General features: G+C 68.7%; 14 protein-coding genes and 1 tRNA gene. 5 read left to right on the top strand and 10 right to left on the bottom strand.

Annotated features, from left to right (window positions below; all coding sequences use genetic code 11):
- The first annotated feature begins 61 nt into the window (after window positions 1-61).
- Together AC1DGE_RS01625 and AC1DGE_RS01630 are read left to right on the top strand one after the other, a co-directional pair.
- On the top strand, window positions 62-916 hold the full coding sequence (locus AC1DGE_RS01625; protein WP_476916760.1) for a DUF3097 domain-containing protein: 855 nt from the start codon (window positions 62-64) through the stop codon (window positions 914-916).
- Between the two features lie 122 nt (window positions 917-1,038).
- On the top strand, window positions 1,039-1,458 hold the full coding sequence (locus tag AC1DGE_RS01630) for a DUF4870 domain-containing protein (protein WP_441417740.1): 420 nt from the start codon (window positions 1,039-1,041) through the stop codon (window positions 1,456-1,458).
- Window positions 1,459-1,527: 69 nt separating this feature from the next.
- Here AC1DGE_RS01630 and hemW read toward each other — a convergent pair whose 3' ends face one another.
- Together hemW and lepA are read right to left on the bottom strand one after the other, a co-directional pair.
- Window positions 1,528-2,766 (bottom strand): radical SAM family heme chaperone HemW, encoded by a 1,239-nt coding sequence (gene hemW, locus AC1DGE_RS01635; RefSeq protein ID WP_476908797.1) that lies wholly within the window; start codon window positions 2,764-2,766, stop codon window positions 1,528-1,530.
- Window positions 2,767-2,768: 2 nt separating this feature from the next.
- Window positions 2,769-4,622: a translation elongation factor 4 gene (gene lepA / locus AC1DGE_RS01640; protein ID WP_476908796.1), complete on the bottom strand. Its 1,854-nt coding sequence runs from the start codon at window positions 4,620-4,622 to the stop codon at window positions 2,769-2,771.
- A 245-nt stretch (window positions 4,623-4,867) separates the two neighbouring features.
- On the opposite strand from lepA, the gene AC1DGE_RS01645 reads away from it, so the two are divergent.
- The gene (locus AC1DGE_RS01645) at window positions 4,868-5,419 is read left to right on the top strand and encodes a type II toxin-antitoxin system PemK/MazF family toxin (RefSeq protein ID WP_476916761.1); all 552 of its coding nucleotides are present in this window, start codon (window positions 4,868-4,870) and stop codon (window positions 5,417-5,419) included.
- A 222-nt stretch (window positions 5,420-5,641) separates the two neighbouring features.
- The gene (rpsT, locus tag AC1DGE_RS01650) at window positions 5,642-5,902 is read left to right on the top strand and encodes a 30S ribosomal protein S20 (protein WP_056739236.1); all 261 of its coding nucleotides are present in this window, start codon (window positions 5,642-5,644) and stop codon (window positions 5,900-5,902) included.
- A gap of 186 nt (window positions 5,903-6,088) precedes the next feature.
- Here the strand turns inward: rpsT and holA are convergent, their stop codons facing one another.
- Window positions 6,089-7,102 (bottom strand): DNA polymerase III subunit delta, encoded by a 1,014-nt coding sequence (gene holA, locus AC1DGE_RS01655; protein WP_175321051.1) that lies wholly within the window; start codon window positions 7,100-7,102, stop codon window positions 6,089-6,091.
- Window positions 7,036-8,394, bottom strand: a complete 1,359-nt coding sequence (locus tag AC1DGE_RS01660) for a ComEC/Rec2 family competence protein (RefSeq protein ID WP_476916762.1) — start codon at window positions 8,392-8,394, stop codon at window positions 7,036-7,038. Before AC1DGE_RS01660 ends, holA begins: the two co-directional genes overlap by 67 nt.
- Here AC1DGE_RS01660 and AC1DGE_RS01665 point away from each other — a divergent pair.
- Window positions 8,379-8,480, top strand: a tRNA-Val gene (locus AC1DGE_RS01665). The two genes, AC1DGE_RS01660 and AC1DGE_RS01665, sit on opposite strands and share 16 nt — an antisense overlap.
- A gap of 575 nt (window positions 8,481-9,055) precedes the next feature.
- Here AC1DGE_RS01665 and AC1DGE_RS01670 read toward each other — a convergent pair.
- The 6 genes from AC1DGE_RS01670 to AC1DGE_RS01695 form a co-directional block, all read right to left on the bottom strand.
- On the bottom strand, window positions 9,056-9,922 hold the full coding sequence (locus tag AC1DGE_RS01670; protein ID WP_476916763.1) for a ComEA family DNA-binding protein: 867 nt from the start codon (window positions 9,920-9,922) through the stop codon (window positions 9,056-9,058).
- Between the two features lie 106 nt (window positions 9,923-10,028).
- Window positions 10,029-11,072: a DegV family protein gene (locus AC1DGE_RS01675; RefSeq protein WP_441417733.1), complete on the bottom strand. Its 1,044-nt coding sequence runs from the start codon at window positions 11,070-11,072 to the stop codon at window positions 10,029-10,031.
- A gap of 71 nt (window positions 11,073-11,143) precedes the next feature.
- Window positions 11,144-13,672, bottom strand: coding sequence for a leucine--tRNA ligase (gene leuS, locus AC1DGE_RS01680; protein WP_476916764.1), 2,529 nt, complete (start codon window positions 13,670-13,672; stop codon window positions 11,144-11,146).
- A 352-nt stretch (window positions 13,673-14,024) separates the two neighbouring features.
- On the bottom strand, window positions 14,025-15,539 hold the full coding sequence (gene glpK, locus AC1DGE_RS01685) for a glycerol kinase GlpK (RefSeq protein ID WP_476916765.1): 1,515 nt from the start codon (window positions 15,537-15,539) through the stop codon (window positions 14,025-14,027).
- A gap of 81 nt (window positions 15,540-15,620) precedes the next feature.
- Window positions 15,621-16,370 carry an MIP/aquaporin family protein gene (locus tag AC1DGE_RS01690; protein WP_441417730.1) on the bottom strand — a complete coding sequence of 250 codons (750 nt, stop codon included), beginning with the start codon at window positions 16,368-16,370 and terminating at the stop codon, window positions 15,621-15,623.
- 158 nt (window positions 16,371-16,528) lie between these two features.
- Window positions 16,529-18,343 (bottom strand): glycerol-3-phosphate dehydrogenase/oxidase, encoded by a 1,815-nt coding sequence (locus tag AC1DGE_RS01695; protein WP_476916766.1) that lies wholly within the window; start codon window positions 18,341-18,343, stop codon window positions 16,529-16,531.
- Between the last annotated feature and the right edge of the window lie 21 nt (window positions 18,344-18,364).

Raw genomic sequence — 18,364 nt, forward strand, 5'->3', positions numbered from 1 at the left:
CCACAGGCCGCGCCGCCGTTCTGTCCCCCGTAATTCCCGAGTGCAAAGCAGTGTGTAGCAGATGTCGTACCAGAATTGGGGCCCGCAGGATCTCTCCGCGCCCGCCAAGGCCCAGCTGCCCGAGATCCCGGTGGAGCGCGGCATGGTGCTGGAGGACGTGCAGTCCGGCTGGGTGGGCGCCGTAACCCGGGTGGAGAAGTCCGGCGGCATGCACGTCGTGGCCCTCGAGGACCGGCGCGGCAAGTCCCGATCCTTCCGCCTCGGCTTCGGCTTCCTGCTCGAGGGCCAGCCCATCCGGCTGATGCCGCCCGCCCCGCGGGTTCCCGCGGCGGGTGCCGGAGTCGGCGCGCGCACCGCCTCCGGTTCGGTCCGGGTGGAGGGACAGCGTGCCCAGGTCGCGAAGGCCAGCCGGATCTGGGTGGAAGGCAAGCACGACGCCGAACTCGTCGAGAAAGTCTGGGGTGACGACCTCCGCGTCGAGGGCATCGTGGTCGAGCCGCTGCACGGCATCGACGACCTCGCTGCCGCCGTGAAGGAGTTCCGGCCCGGCCCCGGCCGTCGCCTCGGCGTCCTGGTGGACCACGTTGTTCCAGACTCGAAGGAGTCGCGAATCGCCGACGCGGTGATGGCCTCCCCGGGCGCGGCCGGCAACGTGCTGATCGTCGGGCACCCGTACGTCGACGTCTGGCAGGCCATCCGCCCTGCCGCCCTGGGCATTGAGCGGTGGCCGGTGATTCCGCGCGGGGTGGACTGGAAGACCGGCATCCTGACGGCCTTCGGCTGGCCGCACAGCACCAAGGAGGACATCGGCCTGGGCTGGCAGAAACTCCTCGGCGCGGTCCGCAGCTACGCGGACCTGGAGCCCTCCCTGCTGGGCCGGGTCGAAGAGGTCATCGACTTCCTCACGGTGCCGTAGCCGCCTCCTCGTGCTTTAGTTCGCGGTCCGAGCAAGTATTCTTGGTAGGGCGGCCGCTGCATTCTGTTGCGGCCGCGGCTCGTACAGGTACCTACGCTCCACCGCAATCCAAAGGACGAAACGTGGCAGAAGACGCACGCGAACACACGGATCACCAGGCCGGCCATGGCCAGTCGCAGTACCATGGCGTTCCCGCAAATGCTCTGCCGTTGACGGCAAGCGAGGACCGGCAATGGGCCACCCTGGCGCACTTTGGCGGCATTCTGGGTTGCATTCCCGCGCTGCTGATCTACCTGATCTTCAAGGACCGCGGCCCGTTCACGGCGCAGGAGTCGAAGGAGGCGCTGAACTTTACGCTTCCGCCCACCATCGCTGCGGTGGTAGCCAATCTGCTGGTCTTCGTCCCGGTGGTGGGCAACCTGTTCGCAGTCCTGGCGACCGCCATCTGGATTGCCCTCGCCTGCTTCTCGGTGGCCGCCGGCATCCACGTCAACCGCGGCCAGCCGCACCGCTACGAGTACAACCTCCGCTGGATCAAGTAGCGCGAACGGACATTTCCGGCCCGCGCGCCCAACGCGATCGGACACTTCCGGCCCGCATGGGCTGACTACCTAGTCCGGGAGGATCCGGCGGACCACGGCGTCGGCTAGGAGCCGGCCCTTGAGCGTGAGCACCAGCCGGCCCTTGAACGCTTCCGCAGGCTCAACGAGCCCGTCGGCGATCAGTCCGGCGACCGCGTGCCGTCCGGTATCCCCCAGCCCGCCCAGACTCGGGATTTCCAGGCCGGTGACCAGCCTGGCTTCGAGCATGACGCGCTCCACGTTGCGGGTCTCGGCGTCGAGAGTCTCCCGCCCGGCCGCGGGCGAGACGCCTGCCGCGAGCCTACCGGCGTAGGCCGTGGGGTGCTTGACGTTCCACCAGCGGACCCCGCCGACGTGCGAATGCGCTCCGGGGCCGATGCCCCACCAGTCATCCCCGCGCCAGTAGGCCAGGTTATGGCGACAGGCCTGGTCCGGCGTGCGCGCCCAGTTGCTTACTTCATACCAGCCCAGCCCGGCCGCGGAGATCAGTTCATCGGCCAGTTCGTATTTGGCGGCATGGTCGTCGTCGTCGATCCCCGGAACCTCGCCGCGCCGGATCTGGGCGGCGAGTTTCGTGCCCTCCTCGACGATCAGCGCGTAGGCGCTGATGTGGTCCGGGCCGTAGGACAGTGCGGTCTCCAGGGAGGAGCGCCAGTCCTCCAGCGACTCCCCCGGGGTGCCGTAGATCAGGTCCAGGCTGACCGCGAGGCCCGCCTCACGCGCCCACTGGACCACCTGCGGCACACGGCTGGGCGTGTGGGTGCGGTCGAGGACCTTGAGCACGTGGGGCACCGCGGACTGCATGCCGAAGGAGACCCGGGTGAAGCCGGCGTCGGCGAGCAATTGCAGGGATTCGGGCGTGACCGAATCCGGGTTGGCTTCCGTGGTGACCTCGGCGCCGGGCTCGAGGCCCCAGGTGTCGATCGCGGCGGCCAGGATGCGGGCCAGGTCCCCGGCCGGGAGAAGCGTGGGGGTGCCGCCGCCGAAGAACACCGTGCTGAGCCGGCGCTCCGGGAGGCCGGAGGCTTTCAACGCCCGCCCGGCGAAGTCCACTTCCGCGACGGCGGTGTCCGCGTAGGCGTCCTGCGAGGCGCCGCCGCCGAGTTCCGTGGCGGTGTACGTGTTGAAGTCGCAGTAGCCGCAGCGCACGGCGCAGAACGGAATGTGGACGTAGAGCCCGAAGGCCCGGTCCGCGGCGCCCTCCAGCGCCTGGCCGGGCAGCAGCCCGTCCGACGGCGCGGGGTCACCGAGGGGAAGCGCACTTGGCATGGCTACTTCTTGGCCTTGTCCTTGGACTCGTCCGTGGTGAGTGCGGCGATGAAGGCCTCCTGCGGGACCTCGACGCGGCCCACCATCTTCATGCGCTTCTTGCCTTCCTTCTGCTTCTCCAGCAGCTTGCGCTTTCGGGTGATGTCGCCGCCGTAGCACTTGGCCAGGACGTCCTTGCGGATGGCCCGGATGCTTTCGCGGGCGATGATCCGGGAGCCGATGGCAGCCTGGATCGGCACCTCGAACTGCTGCCGCGGGATGAGTTCGCGCAGCTTGCCGGTCATCATTACACCGTAGGCATAGGCCTTGTCGCGGTGGGTGATGGCGCTGAAGGCGTCGACCTGTTCGCCCTGGAGCATGATGTCCACCTTGACCAGATCGGCGACCTGGTCGCCATCGGCCTTCCAGTCCAGCGAGCCGTAGCCGCGGGTCTTGGACTTCAGGATGTCGAAGAAGTCGAAGACGATTTCGGCCAGCGGCAGGCGGTAGCGGATCTCCACCCGGTCCTCGGAGAGGTAGTCCATGCCGCCCATGACGCCGCGGCGGCTCTGGCACAGCTCCATAATGGCGCCGACGAACTCGTTGGGCGCCAGAATCGTGGCGGAGACCATCGGCTCGCGGACCTCGGAGACCTTACCGGTGGGGTATTCGCTGGGGTTGGTCACGTGGACGACCTTCTTGTCCTCCAGCGTCACCTCGTACTCCACGTTCGGGGCGGTGGAGATCAGGTCCAGCTTGTACTCCCGTTCGAGCCGCTCGCGGGTGATTTCCAGGTGCAGCAGGCCCAGGAAGCCGACGCGGAAGCCGAAGCCCAGCGCGGCGGACGTCTCCGGCTCGTAGACCAGGGCGGCGTCGTTGAGCATCAGCTTCTCCAGCGCGTCACGGAGCACCGGGTAGTCGGTGCCGTCCAGCGGATAGAGGCCGGAGAACACCATCGGCTTGGCGTCGGCGTAGCCGGGCAGGGAGTCGGTGGCGGGCTTAGCCAGGTTGGTCACGGTGTCGCCGACCTTGGACTGGCGGACGTCCTTCACGCCGGTGATCAGGTAGCCGACCTCGCCGACGCCCAGGCCCTTGGACGGGGTGGGCTCCGGGGAGCTCACGCCGATTTCGAGCAGTTCGTGGGTGGCGCGGGTGGACATCATCTGGATGCGCTCACGCGGGTGCAGCATGCCGTCCACCACGCGGACGTACGTGACGACGCCGCGGTAGGTGTCGTAGACGGAGTCGAAGATCATTGCCCGGGCGGGGGCGTTCGGGTCGCCCACCGGGGCGGGGAGATCGCGGACGATCTTGTCCAGCAGGACTTCGACGCCGGCGCCGGTCTTGCCGGAGACGCGCAGCACCTCGTCCGGGTCGCCGCCAATCAGGTTGGCCAGCTCCTCGGCATACTTCTCCGGCTGCGCCGCGGGCAGGTCGATCTTGTTCAGGACCGGGATGATCGTGAGGTTGTTCTCCATCGCCAGGTAGAGGTTGGCGAGGGTCTGCGCCTCAATGCCCTGGGCGGCGTCCACGAGCAGCACGGCGCCCTCGCAGGCGGCGAGTGACCGGGAGACTTCATAGGTGAAGTCGACGTGGCCGGGAGTGTCGATCATGTTCAGCGCGTAGCTGGTGCCGTCCAGCTCCCATGGCATCCGGACGGCCTGGGACTTAATGGTGATGCCGCGTTCGCGCTCGATGTCCATCCGGTCCAGGTACTGGGCCTTCATGTCGCGGGACTGGACGACTCCGGTGTACTGGAGCATCCGGTCGGCCAGCGTGGACTTGCCGTGGTCAATATGCGCAATGATGCAGAAGTTCCGGATGAGGGCCGGATCTGTTGCGGCAGGCACCGGGGCGGTGCGGGCCATGGGAGACACGCAGGGTCCTTACTGTTGGCAATACTTGGGGGCTGTACTGGCGGGCTGCACAGCTGGGCTGTTCTAGGGGCGGGCGCAGCCGGTGTTCTACGTTGCTTGTTCCACCTGCTGCGGCACGCCGCATTTCTCGTTCCTATAGTCTCCCACGTCCCGGACCGTGGCACTGCATTAGCGCCGGCGCTCACTGCCCGTCGTCGCCGCTCCGTCAACGTACGCCGGTGCACGGCGGCCGGTAGGGTTTCCCCATGGCCTTGAATCTTCGCTCCCTCGGCAACGCCGTCCGCGGCGCTCTGCGCTTCCTCGACCGGCTCGGCGGCAGCGGTCCTCCCGCCACACGCCGTCCTGCCGGCAAGGCTCCCGCCCGGCAGCCGCCCCGCGCATCCGGCGGACTGACCGGGACCTACCCGGGCGACTTCCAGGGCAAAGCCAAAGTGCAGTACAGCCCCGCCGCGAACGGCCGGGCCGAGCCCGGTGAGATCGTCTGGACCTGGGTCCCGTTCGAAGAGGACCACTCCCGGGGCAAGGACCGGCCGGTGCTGCTCGTGGGAAGCAAGGGCCGCTTCCTGCTTGGCCTGATGCTCACCAGCAAGGACCACGACGGCGACGCGCGCCGCTCGGACGACTACGTCGACATCGGCACCGGGCCCTGGGACCGGCAGTGGCGCCCGAGCGAAGCCAGGCTGGACCGCATCCTGCAAATCAACCCCCAGGACGTGCGCCGCGAGGGCGCCATCCTGGACGCCGGACGGTTCCGGGACATTTCCTCTGCGCTGCGCAGGCGGCACGGCTGGTCCTGAAGTCCGGGTTCTTCGGCGACGCCGCGCGGGGGAACTCCGACCCGCGGGTCGCACCGGGAATCGCCACCGGGTTCGCGTCTCTGCTATTATTGACAGCTGTGTGTCCGTGCAGGTCGACGGCCACAGATGGTTGGTCGCCATAGGTATCCCCACGCCGCTCAGTCAATGGCCAATCTGAAAGCCCTCTAGACCATTTTCCGCATTGAAAAAGAGAGTTCACACGTGGCTAATATCAAGTCCCAGAAGAAGCGCATCCTGACCAACGAAAAGGCTCGCCTGCGCAACAACGCAGTCAAGTCCGAGCTGAAGACGGCCATCCGCGCCGTCAACACCGCCGTTGAGTCCACCGACAAGGATGCCGCTGCTGCTGCACTGGTTACTGCCAGCCGGAAGCTCGACAAGGCTGTCAGCAAGGGTGTTCTTCACAAGAACAACGCTGCAAACCGCAAGTCCGCGATCTCCAAGAAGGTCAACGCACTCTAAGGTTTTCCAGTTCAACTGAACTGATGATTGTGGCCGGCACCCCCAGGGTGCCGGCCACAGCCAGTTAAAGCGCCGGACCGGACGCGGCAACGTGACCCGGGCAAGCCGCCAACGCGACCCGGCGACCCGGGCAAGCCGCGGCCCGGGACGTGCGGTCGGGCACCGGCCGTGCGCGGGCCGTGGTCGTCAGCGGCGGACCGCGCCCGCAATCACCGTGACGGCATGTTCCACGGCGTAGACCGGGTCGCGGGAGAGTCCCTTGACCTGAGCGTCGGCTTCGGCCGTGACCTGGATGGACCTAACCAGGCCTTCCGGAGTCCAGCGCCGCACATCGCGCTGCGCCTGCTCCACGAGCCACGGCTGCATGCCCAGCTGCTTGGCGATCTGGGCGGAAGACCCCTGTGCCCCGGCCACCTTGGCCAGAGACCGCAGCTTGGAGGCCAGCGCAGCGACGATCGGCACCGGGTCGGCACCGGTATCCAGTGCGTGGCGGAGCGTGGAGAGGGCCAGCGGCGCATTCCCGGCCATGGCGGCATCCGCGACCTTGAATGCCGTGGCCTCCACCCTGCCGCCGTAGTAGCGGTCAACCATGTCCGAATCCACGCCGGTGGTGGCGTCGGCGATCAGCTGGCTGCAGGCGGCCGCGAGTTCGGCCAGGTTGGCCCCGACCGCGTTGACCAGGGCGTGCACGGCGTCCGGCTCGATCCGCCGGGAGGCAGCCTTGAACTCTGTGGTGACAAAAGCCACCTTGTCCGCGTCCTTCTTCAAAGGTTGGCAGTCGACCACGGGCCAACCGCCCGCCTTGATCGCGTCCAGGAGCTTCTTGCCGCGCACTCCCCCGCCGTGACGGAGCACCAGGACGGCGTCGGGTTCGGGCTGGGCCAGGTACTTCAGGGCGTCGGCGAGGAAGGCGTCATTCATCGCTTCCAGGCCCTCCACCTCGATCAGCTTCTGCTCGCCGAAAAGGGACGGGCTGACGTTCATGGCCAGCGTGCCCGGTTCGTAGCTGCCGGCGTTGAGGCGGGTGACCTCGACGTCGGGGGCCGCGGCACGGACCTGGGAGCGGATCCGGTCCATGGCCCGGGAACCCAGGTAGTCCTCCGGTCCGCCGACCAGCACCACCGCCGCGGGCGTCACATCGCGCCAGGTGGCGGTCTTCGTCGCCGTGGTCCTGGTGCGTTGGGTCTGGGCAGCAGCCACTCGTGGTTCCTCCGGGAAGTTGGTTTGCAGACTCTAAGCCTGCCACGGCGTGGGCGGTCCACCAAGCCGCGGCCGACGGACCCCGGCAGGGCGCGGACGGTGCCCGGCGGCCGCTCATGACGGCGCAGAGTCCGGGTGAGGCACAGCGTGGTCCGGTCATGTATTTTCAGGACCAGGCGTACCGCAGCGGCAGGGTGGGTGGCGAGCCAGAAGCCCGTCAGTGTCAGCCCCGAGAGCGCCGCCATCGTGGACGAGCCGAGGGCGCCCTCCGGCCAGGGCAACGCGGCCCCCGGAAGCGCCGCGAAGCAGCGGGCGATGCCGGCCACACCCGCTGCGAAGGTGCCGGCAACGGCGATGAGCATAGCCGACAACGCGGGGGCGAGGGGCACGAGCGGCACTGCTGCCGTGCCGAAGACCGTAACCGGCGGCACCAGCACGGCAGCTGCCAGATTCGCGGGCAGCGCGTAGCTGGAGAACTGCGGCTGGAGCAGCACGATCACCGGGCTGCAGAACAACTGGGCGGACAACGGAACAGCGAGTCCGGCAGCCAACCAGTGGGGCACGACGGTGGCCAGCCAGCCCATGAGGGGCCTGCCCACCACGACGATGCCAAGCGTGGCCAAAACGGAGAGCACAAAGCCGAAGTCGGTAGCCAGGGCCGGATTCGCCAGCAGCAAGCCGGCCGCGGCCACGCACAGCAGGCTGAGGCCGCGGGCGGCACGGCCAAACCCTAGCGCCCACAGCCCGATCGACCCCATCAGGGCGGCCCGGAGCACGCTGGCATCGGGCCCGACCATCAGCACAAACAGCCCCAGCCCGGCCACGGCGATTCCGGAAGCCGCCGGGCGCGGAAGCCGCAGGCTACGGGCCGCCAGCAGCAGGACCCCGAGGACCAGGCTGCAGTTGGCTCCGCTCACCGCGGTCAGGTGGGTCATTCCGACGGTTTTCATGGCCGCAGCGAGTTCGGGGTCCAGCTCACCGGTGTCGCCGGTCACCATCCCTGGCAGGAGTCCGCGCGCGTCGCCAGGCAGCCCCGCGGCGGCGGCGCTGAAACCGCGCCGCAGGCCTGCCGGGAGGTGCACCCAGCTGGAGGCGGTCCGCACACGGTGCGGCGCAGAGGAGGCAGAGAGGATGCCGGCTTCGGCCTCACCTGCTCCGGCCTGCCTGAGCTTGCCTGTGGCCCGGAAACGCTGCCCCGGAGCTGAGTGTCCCCACTCCTCCCCGCCGAGGGCAAGCAGCTTCACGGAGGCTTCCACGCGTCGGCCGTCGAAGACCAGGACGAGCAGGGTCACTGGCACGGCCCACCGGTCTGACAAACCGGAGCGGCCCGGGGCGGAAAGCCGCCTTGGCATGCCGGCAACTTCGATCTCGGCCACCACCGACGCGCCGGCGGCGACGGCCTCTGCGACAGCACCGTCGTTCCGCTGCGCCGATGCCGCCGCCGAATGCGCCCCGGCGGCGCACGAGAGAAGCGAAGCTACCGCCAAGGTGGCCCGGAAGCTTCGGGGTCCAGGTCTCCGGCGATGCGCACCGGGACCCAGCAACAGGGCAGCCGCGGCGGCCGCCAACCCGGCGCAGAGCCCGGCAAGCGGGGCTGGTTCCAGCCATCCGCCAGCCAGAGCAATGCCCCAAACCAGCAGCGCGGCGGGCACCAGGCGGAGGTCGATCCGGCGTCGTCGTCCCGGCACGCCGTGCGGCACGGGCATGACCCCGGCCCGGCGTCTGCGCAGTGCCTCAAGGACATGGCGCCCCAGGCCGGCCAAGGCGATCCGCGCGGCTCCCCCTGCGCGGAACGAGCTGTCCGGCGCCGCGGGCACGCCCGGTGCCTGTCTCTTTTGCGTCGTTGCAGGATCCAGCGGATCCCGGCTGCAGGCCATGGCATCGGCGGCATCGGCGGCATCGGCGGCGGCGGCGCGGAAAGCCTGCCAACGGGGCCGCTGTTCCCCAGCCACGTCAGACCCGCACCAGCGGCAACAGGGCTTCGAGCAGCTTGGGACCAACACCCTCCACGGCGTCGAGTTCTTCGACGCTGCCGAAACTGCCGTGCTGCTTGCGCCAGTCGACGATGCGCTGGGCCAAGACCGGACCGACGCGCGGCAGCGTCGCCAACTCTTCGACGCCGGCGGTGTTCAGGTTGACTTTCCCCGCTGGCGCTCCGGCGCCGCCGGAGGTCCCGGTGCCGTCGGGACCGGTGGAGGGGCCGGGAAGTTCAACCGGGTCCGGGCTGCCGCGCTCCGGGACGAGGACTTTCTGGCCGTCTTCGAGGACGGCGGCCAGGTTGAGCCGGTCAAGGTCGGCTGCGCGGGTGTTTCCGCCCGCGGCTTTGATCGCCTCGTGGATCCGGCTTCCGCGCGGCAGCACCACCACCCCGGCCTTCGCCACGGCACCGGCAACGTGGACGACAATGGTGCCGGCCGCCGTCGCGCCGGGCATCTCCGCGGCAGCCGGGTCCGCCCTCGACGGCGCCCCGTCGGGACCACCGTCATCGGCTACGGCCGGTCCGGACCCGTCCGCCGCTTCCGAGCCGGGTGGCTCGCCCAGCGACCGGACCCGTGGCGCTCCGTCGGCTGCCTGCCACCAGAACCAGCCGGCCAGCAGCACAGAGATCACGGCGAGCAAGGCTGCGGCACTCCGACCGCTGCGCCACCTGAACACCGCGGGGACTGGGGACTCCGCAGCATCGGCCCCGTCAGGAGAGGCCCGGTCCGCCGCCGCCCGGTCCGGGGCTCCGTCAGCCGGGGCTCCCCGGGCCGGCACATCGCCGAGCAGCCCCTCCTCCGGCGCAGTGCCGAGGCTGGCGGCCCAGCGGTGCCGTGCCACGCCGGATCCTGAGTGGGGTCCGCTGCGGGCTCCGGCCCCCGGGTATCGGCGCGACATGAAGCCAGCCTAGGGATGGGACCGGACCTGCCGACAGGCGCGGCAACGGCTATGTGGAAAGCGCCCCGGCAGCCCCCGGTGTGGAGCCAGACCCCGGTGTGGGGCCGCTCCCGGGAAGCGGGGTGCTGCTCTCCCCCACAATGACGGCCAGCACGCCCAGTCCGGCATGGGCCGCCAGCACGGCCGGCAGCGAACTGATCTGGGCGGGCGGGCAGTCAGGCAACCGCTGTGCCAGCCGCGATGCCAGCTGCTCGGCCTCGGCGCGGTTGCCGAAGTGGTGCACGGCGATCCTGGCCTCACCGCTGGGGCGGGACAGCGCATCAGCGGCGGCGATTTCCTCCAGCCGGCCGATGGCGCGGGGCGCAGAACGGACCTTTTCCAGCGGGACGACCTTGCCGCCGTCGACCGCCAGGATCGGTTTGATCGAAAACATGGTGCCCCAGAGGGAGGCGGCTGCGCCGATCCGGCCACCGCGGCGCAGCTGCTCCAGGCTCGGCACATAGAAGTAGACCTTGGTCCGGGCCAGCCGTTCTTCGGCGAAGGCCCTGACCTCGTCCGCGCCCCGGCCGTCAGCAGCCGCGACGACGGCGCTTTGCACGCCCATGCCCTGCGCCATCCCGACCGTGCGCGAATCCACGACCACCACCGGGATTCCCACTTTGGCGGCTGCGAGCCTGGCGGAGTCGGCGGTGCCGGAGAGCTCCCCCGAAATGTGCAGCGAGACTACGGATTCGAAGCCGCGTGCCGCCGCCGCGAGGTAGGCCTGTTCGAACTGGCCGGGTGAGGGCCTGGAGGTCCGGACCGGCAAGCCGCTGGCCAGTGCCACGGCGATGGTCTCGGCGATGTCGTCCTCGCCCTCGCCGTAGATCTCGGCGCCCACCATGACCGGCATCGGTACCACGGTCAGGCGGCCGTCGGCGGTGAAGTCCCGCACCCATTCTGCCGGCAGCGCGGCGGCGGAGTCAGTGACCACCGCAGTCCGCGCCGCCATGGCGCGCACTGGTTCGGGCACCGCCCCGGGGCGGGCAGCCTGGCGGAGCCTGACGAGGCGCTCGCGCAGCCACGGCCAGCCCGGGGGCTCACGGTCCGGCACGAAGCACCTCCTGAAAAGAGTTCCGGCCGCCGGCTTCTGCCGGCGGCCGGTTCACGAACGGCCTTGCCCGGCTAGGCCGGGACGATGTTGACCAGTTTAGGCGCCCGCACAATGACCGTGCGGATCCCCCTGCCGTCCAGCGCGCGCTGGACGTTTTCCGAGGCCAGCGCCAGTTCGCGCAGTTCGTCCTCGGAGATGCCCGGGGAAACCTCGAGCCGGTCCCGCACCTTGCCCTGCACCTGGACGACGGCGGTCACCGTATCCTGCACCAGCAGCGTCTCGTCGTGCGTGGGCCAGCCGGCGTTGGCTACCGATGCCGGGTGTCCCAGTACGTTCCACAGGTCCTCGGCGGTGTAGGGCGCGAAGAGGCTCAGGATCACCGCTACAGCCTCCACGGCCTCGCGGACGGCCGGGTCCGCGCCGCCGGCGCCGGCATCAATGGTCTTACGGGTCGCGTTGACCAGTTCCATCAGCTTTGCCACCACCACGTTGAACTTGTTGTGGTCCAGCAGTGCCTGCGCGTCGGCGATGGTGCGGTGGGTGACGGTGCGCAGGGCGCGGTCCCCGGCGGCGAAGTCGACGCCGGGCTCGCTGCTGACGTCCTGGCCGAGCCGCCAGGCGCGGGCCAGGAACTTAGCGGAGCCCGACGGCGAGACATCCGCCCAGTCGACGTCGTCCTCCGGCGGGGAGGCGAAGATCATGGTGAGCCGCACGGCGTCGACGCCGAACTTGTCCAGCTGCTCGCCCAGGTCCACGCCGTTGCCGAGTGACTTGCTCATGGCCTTGCCGCCGTTGAGCACCTGGCCCTGGTTCAGCAGCGCCTTGAACGGTTCGTCGGCCTCGATCAGGCCCAGGTCGTGGATGACCTTGGTGAAGAAGCGGGCGTACAGCAGGTGCAGGATGGCGTGCTCCACCCCGCCGACGTACTGGCCCACGGGCATCCAGTCGTTGATCTTGGCGGGATCGAATGGGCCCTCGGTGTAGTCGGGCGAGACGAAGCGCAGGAAGTACCAGGAGGAGTCCACGAAGGTGTCCATGGTGTCCGTGTCGCGCTTGGCCGGGCCGTGGCAGCTGGGGCACTCGACGTTGACCCAGGCTTCGGCGGCGGCCAGCGGGGAGGTGCCCTTTGGCGACAGATCCTCGCCGCGCAGGTCCTCCGGCAGGGTCACCGGCAGCTGGTCGTCCGGGACCGGGACCTCGCCGCAGGCCGGGCAGTGGATGATCGGAATCGGGGTGCCCCAGAACCGCTGGCGGCTCAGCAGCCAGTCGCGCAGGCGGAAGTTCACGAACTTCTCGCCGGTGCCCAGCTGCTCCAGGATCGCGATGGCGGCCGGGATGGCCTCGGCCTTGGGCAGCCCGTCCAGGGCGCCGGAGTTGATCAAGGTGCCCTCGCCGGTCGTCGCCGTGCCGGACACGGCGGGGTCTTCCTCTCCGGTGTCCAGGACCGCCCGGACGGGCAGGTCGAAGGTCTTGGCGAAGTCCAGGTCGCGCTGGTCGTGGGCCGGGACGGCCATGATGGCGCCGGTGCCGTAGTCGGCCAGCACGTAGTCGGCCGCCCAGACGGGCAGCTTCTCCCCGTTCAGCGGGTTGATGGCGTAGCGGCCGGTGAAGACGCCGGTCTTTTCCCGTTCGGTGGACTGGCGCTCAATCTCCGACAGCGCCTTGACCTGTTCCCGGTAGGCGTCCAGGGCCGCGGCGTGTTCCTCGGTGACCAGTTCGACGGCCAGCGGGGCGTCGGCGGCGACCACGAAGAAGGTCGCGCCGTACAGGGTGTCCGGGCGGGTGGTGAAGACCGTGACGTTCTTGGCGGGCTTGCCGCCGTCGGCCTCGACCACGAAGTTGACGTGCGCGCCCTCGGAACGGCCAATCCAGTTCTTCTGCATGGCCAGGACCCGCTCGGGCCAGTGCCCGCGCAGTTCGTCCATGTCATCGAGCAGCCGGTCGGCGTAGTCGGTGATCTTGAAGTACCACTGGTTCAGGGACTTCTTCGTCACGGCGGTGCCGCACCGTTCGCAGGCGCCGTTGACGACCTGCTCGTTGGCCAGCACGGTCTGGTCCTTGGGGCACCAGTTGACCGGAGAGTTCTTGCGGTAGGCCAGCCCGCGCTCGTAAAAACGCTTGAACAGCCACTGGGTCCAGCGGTAGTACCCCGGATCCGAGGTGTGCAGCCGGCGGGACCAGTCAGCGGAGATGGCGTAACGCTTGAACGACGCCGCCTGGGTGTCGATGTTGGCGTACGTCCACTCGCTGGGGTGCGCGTTCCGCTTGATGGCGGCGTTCTCCGCCGGCAGTCCGAAGGAGTCCCAGCCGATCGGGTGCAGCACGTCGTAGCCCTGCTGGCGCAGGTAGCGGGCGACGACGTCGCCCATCGCGAACGCTTCGGCGTGGCCCATGTGCAGGTCACCGGACGGGTACGGGAACATGTCCAGCACGTAGCGGCGTTCCTTCGAGCCGTCATCCAGGGGCGTGAAGACCTTGAGGTCCTCCCAGACCTGCGGCCACTTGGCCTCCATGGCGGCGAAGCTGTAGGCGCCCTCTTCGGGGCCTTCATTCGCGACGGCTGCTGCTGTTCCGGTCTCTGTCTCCGGCTGAACGCTCACTGCTGGCCTCTTCTGTTCTTTCGATCTTGTCGGATCAGGACTGTCCCGCCTGATCCCTTGGTCCCCTGCTGCGGGCCGGTACATATCCCGGACACACAAAAGCCCCTCGACACGGAGGGGCTGCCGCTCGGCAATCCGGGTTTTCGCCGGGATGCCGGGCGGCTAACTAAGCAGGAGGATCGCACGCATACGACTACTTTAGCGCACGGCTTGCCAGCGCTACGTAAGTCGCCACGAGCGGCTGAATCGGCCGGCCCGGAAATGCCGAACTGTTGAGGGGGCCCGGGAGCGGCTTCGGGCGTCCGCGAAGCGGGCGGGGCCCCCTCAACAGTGAAGGCATCGGCTCGTCGGCCTACTTCACGTCCTCGTCGACCCAGTCCATGGACTTGGTGACGGCCTTCTTCCAGAGACGCATCTGGCGCTCGCGCTCCGCCTGGTCCATCTTCGGTTCCCAGCGCTTGTCCTCGGACCAGTTGGCCGAGCACTCGCCCAGATCCTTCCAGAAGCCGACGGCGAGGCCGGCCGCGTAGGCGGCGCCGAGCGAGGTGGTCTCGACGACCTTCGGCCGGATCACCGGCACGCCCAGGATGTCGGCCTGGAACTGCATCAGCGCGTCGTTGGCGACCATGCCGCCGTCGACCTTGAGTTCCGTGAGCGGAACCCCCGAGTCGGCGTTGACGGCGTCGAGCACCTCGCGGGTCTGGAACGCGGTGGCCTCCAGCGCTGCGCGGGCGATGTGGTTCTTGTTCACGAACCGGGTCAGGCCGACGATCGCGCCGCGGGCGTCGGAGCGCCAGTACGGTGCGAACAGGCCGGAGAAGGCCGGAACGATGTACACGCCGCCGTTGTCCTCCACCGAAGCGGCCAGGGTCTCGACTTCCGGGGCGCTGCTGATCATGCCCAGGTTGTCGCGCAGCCACTGGATCAGCGAACCGGTGACAGCGATCGAACCCTCCAGGGCGTAGTGCGGCTTGGCGTCGCCAAGCTTGTAGCCGACCGTGGTCAGCAGCCCGTTCTTGGAGTGGACGATTTCCTCGCCGGTGTTGAAGATGAGGAAGCAGCCCGTGCCGTAGGTGTTCTTTGCCTCGCCGGCGTCGAACGCGGCCTGGCCGAAGGTTGCCGCCTGCTGGTCGCCGAGGATGCCGGCGACCGGAACTTCGCGCAGCAGCTGGGAGGTGTGGACGGTGCCGTACACCTCTGAGGACGACTTGATGGCGGGCATCATGGAGGCCGGGACACCGAAGGCGTCCAGGATTTCCTGGTCCCACGACAGCGTGTCGAGATCCATAAACATGGTCCGGGACGCGTTGGTCACATCGGTGACGTGTACGCCGCCGTCGGTTCCGCCGGTGAGGTTCCACAGCACCCAGCTGTCGGTGTTGCCGAAGACGAGGTCGCCGGCTTCTGCCTTGGCCCGGGCGCCCTCGACGTTGTCCAGGATCCACTTGATCTTCGTGCCGGAGAAGTAGGTCGCCAGCGGCAGGCCCACCTTCTGCTTAAAGCGTTCCGGGCCGCCGTCCTTGGCCAGCTCGTCGACGATCGACTGGGTGCGGGTATCCTGCCAGACGATCGCGTTGTACACGGCTTTGCCGGTGGTCTTGTCCCAGACCACCGCGGTTTCGCGCTGGTTGGTGATGCCGACGGCGGCAATGTCGTGGCGGGTCAGGTTGGCCTTGGACAGTGCGGAGGCGATGACCTCGCGGGTATTGTTCCAGATCTCGGCGGGGTCGTGCTCCACCCACCCTGCCTGCGGGAAGATCTGCTCGTGTTCCATCTGGCCGGAGGAAACGATGTTGCCGCTGTGATCGAACACGATGGCGCGGGTGCTCGTGGTTCCCTGGTCAATGGCGATTACATACTGGTTCATGCTGACGTCCTTGTCTTTTGGGCCTGGCGGTTGAATTGATGCGATTCGAGCGGGTTTGGTTCAGGGTCCTCTGCGGCAGAATTAGGCGGCGGCGGTGGCGATGATCGGCACCACGGCTGCTACGACGCCGGCGAGTCCGCCGCCGATCAGCGGTCCGACGACCGGGATCCACGAGTAGCTCCAGTCCGAAGAACCCTTGCCCTTGATGGGCAGCAGGGCGTGGGCGATGCGCGGGCCAAGGTCACGGGCGGGGTTGATGGCGTAACCGGTGGGGCCGCCGAGGGAAACACCGATGCCGACAACCAGCAGCGCCACGGCCAGCGGGCCAAGTCCCGACGGGGTCCCGCCGAAGGTCAGGATGACGAAGACGAGGACGAAGGTGCCGATGATCTCCGTGATCAGGTTCCACGGGGTGGAGCGGATGGCGGGTCCGGTGGAGAAAACGCCCAGCTTGCTGGCGGGCTCGGGCTCGACATCAAAGTGCTGCTTGTGGGCCAGCCACATCACGACGGCACCCAGGAAGGCGCCCAGCAGTTCCCCGCCGAAGTAGGTCAGGGTGGAGCCGAAATCGACCGCGACACCCGGGGCGTACTCCTTCTTGCCGTTAAGCAACAGGCCGAAGGTGACGGCCGGGTTCAGGTGCGCCCCGGACTTGGCCGCAACAAAGACACCGGCGAAGACGGCAATGCCCCATCCCCAGGTGACCATCAGGAACCCGCCGTTGTTGCCCTTCGTGCCTTTGAGCGCGACGTTGGCCACAACGCCGCAACCCAGCAGGGTCAGCATTGCGGTGCCGAATACTTCGGACAGGAAAACTATTCCAAGAGACATCTTTGACTCCTCTATTTTCTGTTGTCAGCCCTTCGCGAGTTTGAAGGGCCGTTGGGCCGGCAGCGGTTTCGCGCTGCCGGCCGGCCACTGCGGGTTCCCCTGGGAGAAACCCCGCAGCCCTTGTGCCCGGAGGCTCCAGCCTCCGGACACTCAAGTTGTCAGGCGACCAGGCTGTGTACCTGGACGCCGTGGAACCGCTGGAGCACCTCCTGGGCGTGGTCGATCTCGGCGGTCCGCGTCGCCGCGTCCCAGCCCAGCGGTCCGGAAAGGATCTCGGCGAGCTCGTTCAGCAGCTCCCCCGTCACGAGCCCGCGGAACGCGAGGGAGGTGCGGCGGATCAGCACGTCCACCAGGTGTCCGATCTGCTCGTTGGCCGCCATGAACTCCAGTTCCCGGACGCTCAGTTCCCGGGTGGAGTGCAGCAGCCGGTCGGTCCCGGCGTCGAGGTAGGCCATGACGTCCACCGCGCGGGTGCCGTAGCGGGTGAGCAGGCCAGCGGTCCGGTCCGCGTCGCGGCCGGCCCCCATGTGGGCCTTGATCCAGCGCTGGACGCCGTCCTCGGTGTCGGGGAAACCTGCCCCGCCGCCGATGGCAAGTTTGGCGGTCGAGACTTTCCGTTCCATGCCGAGTTCGGCGAGGACGTCGTTGCTGAGGTGTTCGGCGAGGGCCCGGAACGTGGTCCACTTGCCGCCCACCAGGCTGAGCACGACGGCGCCGCCGTCGGCCAGCTGCCCGGCGCCCCTGGCGGGGCCGCGGCGCTCGATCCGGTAGTCGCGGCTGACGAAGCCCGGCTGCGTGGCGTCGTGCCGGGGCAGCGGACGGACGCCGGAGAAGGTGTAGACGATCTGTTCCCGGTCCACGGCCACGTCCGGGAAGACGTGCCCGATGAGGTCGAAGAAGTAGTCGATCTCGGCCTCGGTGCAGACGGCGTCCTCGGCCATGTCGGCGTCGATGTCGGTGGTGCCGACCAGCACGCGGTCGCCCATCGGGTAGATCAACACGATCCGGCCGTCGGTGTGTTCGAAGAAGATCTCCCGGCCCTGGCAGGCCTCAAGCAGCCCGGGGTGGTCCAGCACTATGTGGGAACCCTTGGTGCCGCCCATAAACGCGGACGCCGCGCCCATGGCCTGGTTGGTCAGGTCCACCCAGGCGCCGGTGGTGTTGACAATGACGTCGGCGCTGAAGTCGAAGACGTCGCCGGTCAGTTCGTCCCGGAGCTGGACGGTTCCGCCCTTCGCTCCGGGGGTTGCCGTGCCATTGCCGGAACCGGCTGCGCCGTCCATGGAGACCAGGGAGAGGTAGTTGCTGGCCCGGGCCCCGTTGCCGGCCGCCTCGCCGGCCTTCTCGCCGTCCTGGAGCACGTCCAGGGTGAGGCGCTCCGGGTTGTGCACGGAGGCGTCGAAGTAGGTCGCGGCGTACTTGATGCCGGGGTGCAGCCGGGGCAGCTCGGCCAGGGCGCGCTTGCGGCCGCGGAACTGGTGGCGCGGCACGGTGCCGCCGTCGCGGGAGAAGGAGTCGTACATGCTCAGGCCCAGCTTGATCAGGAAGGCACCGCGCTCGGTGTGCTTCCCCTGCTTGTGGGTCAGGAACCGCAACGGCGCGGCCAGGATGCCCGAAAAGGTGCTGAAGATCGGGATGGTGGTCTGCAGCGGCTTCACGTAGTGCGGCGCGATCCGGAGGAGCCGGTTGCGTTCCACCACGGACTCCTGGACGAGGCGGAACTCGCCGTTTTCCAGGTACCGGATACCGCCGTGAATCATGTGCGAGGAGGCGCCGCTGGCTCCCTGGCAGAAGTCGCCCCGTTCGACGAGGGCAACGTCAACGCCCTGCAGGGCAAGGTCACGGAAGGTTCCGACCCCGTTGATGCCGCCGCCGATGATGAGCACCTGCGCGTGCGGCCGGTTCCGCAACTGCTGCACGGACGTGCGCTGTGTGCTCGACGCCGGATTGCCGGATGAAACCTTGTTTCCCAAAACTGCTCCTTGGGGATCGGT

The sequence above is a fragment of the Arthrobacter sp. 05N425 genome, assembly GCF_056397125.1.

Excerpts from the sequence above, each read along its gene's own strand:
- AC1DGE_RS01625 (WP_476916760.1), top strand. The coding sequence starts at position 62 with ATGTCGTACCAGAATTGGGGCCCGCAGGATCTCTCCGCGCCCGCCAAG.
- hemW (WP_476908797.1), bottom strand. The coding sequence starts at position 2,766 with ATGCCAAGTGCGCTTCCCCTCGGTGACCCCGCGCCGTCGGACGGGCTG.
- AC1DGE_RS01645 (WP_476916761.1), top strand. The coding sequence starts at position 4,868 with ATGGCCTTGAATCTTCGCTCCCTCGGCAACGCCGTCCGCGGCGCTCTG.
- glpK (WP_476916765.1), bottom strand. The coding sequence starts at position 15,539 with ATGAACCAGTATGTAATCGCCATTGACCAGGGAACCACGAGCACCCGC.
- AC1DGE_RS01690 (WP_441417730.1), bottom strand. The coding sequence starts at position 16,370 with ATGTCTCTTGGAATAGTTTTCCTGTCCGAAGTATTCGGCACCGCAATG.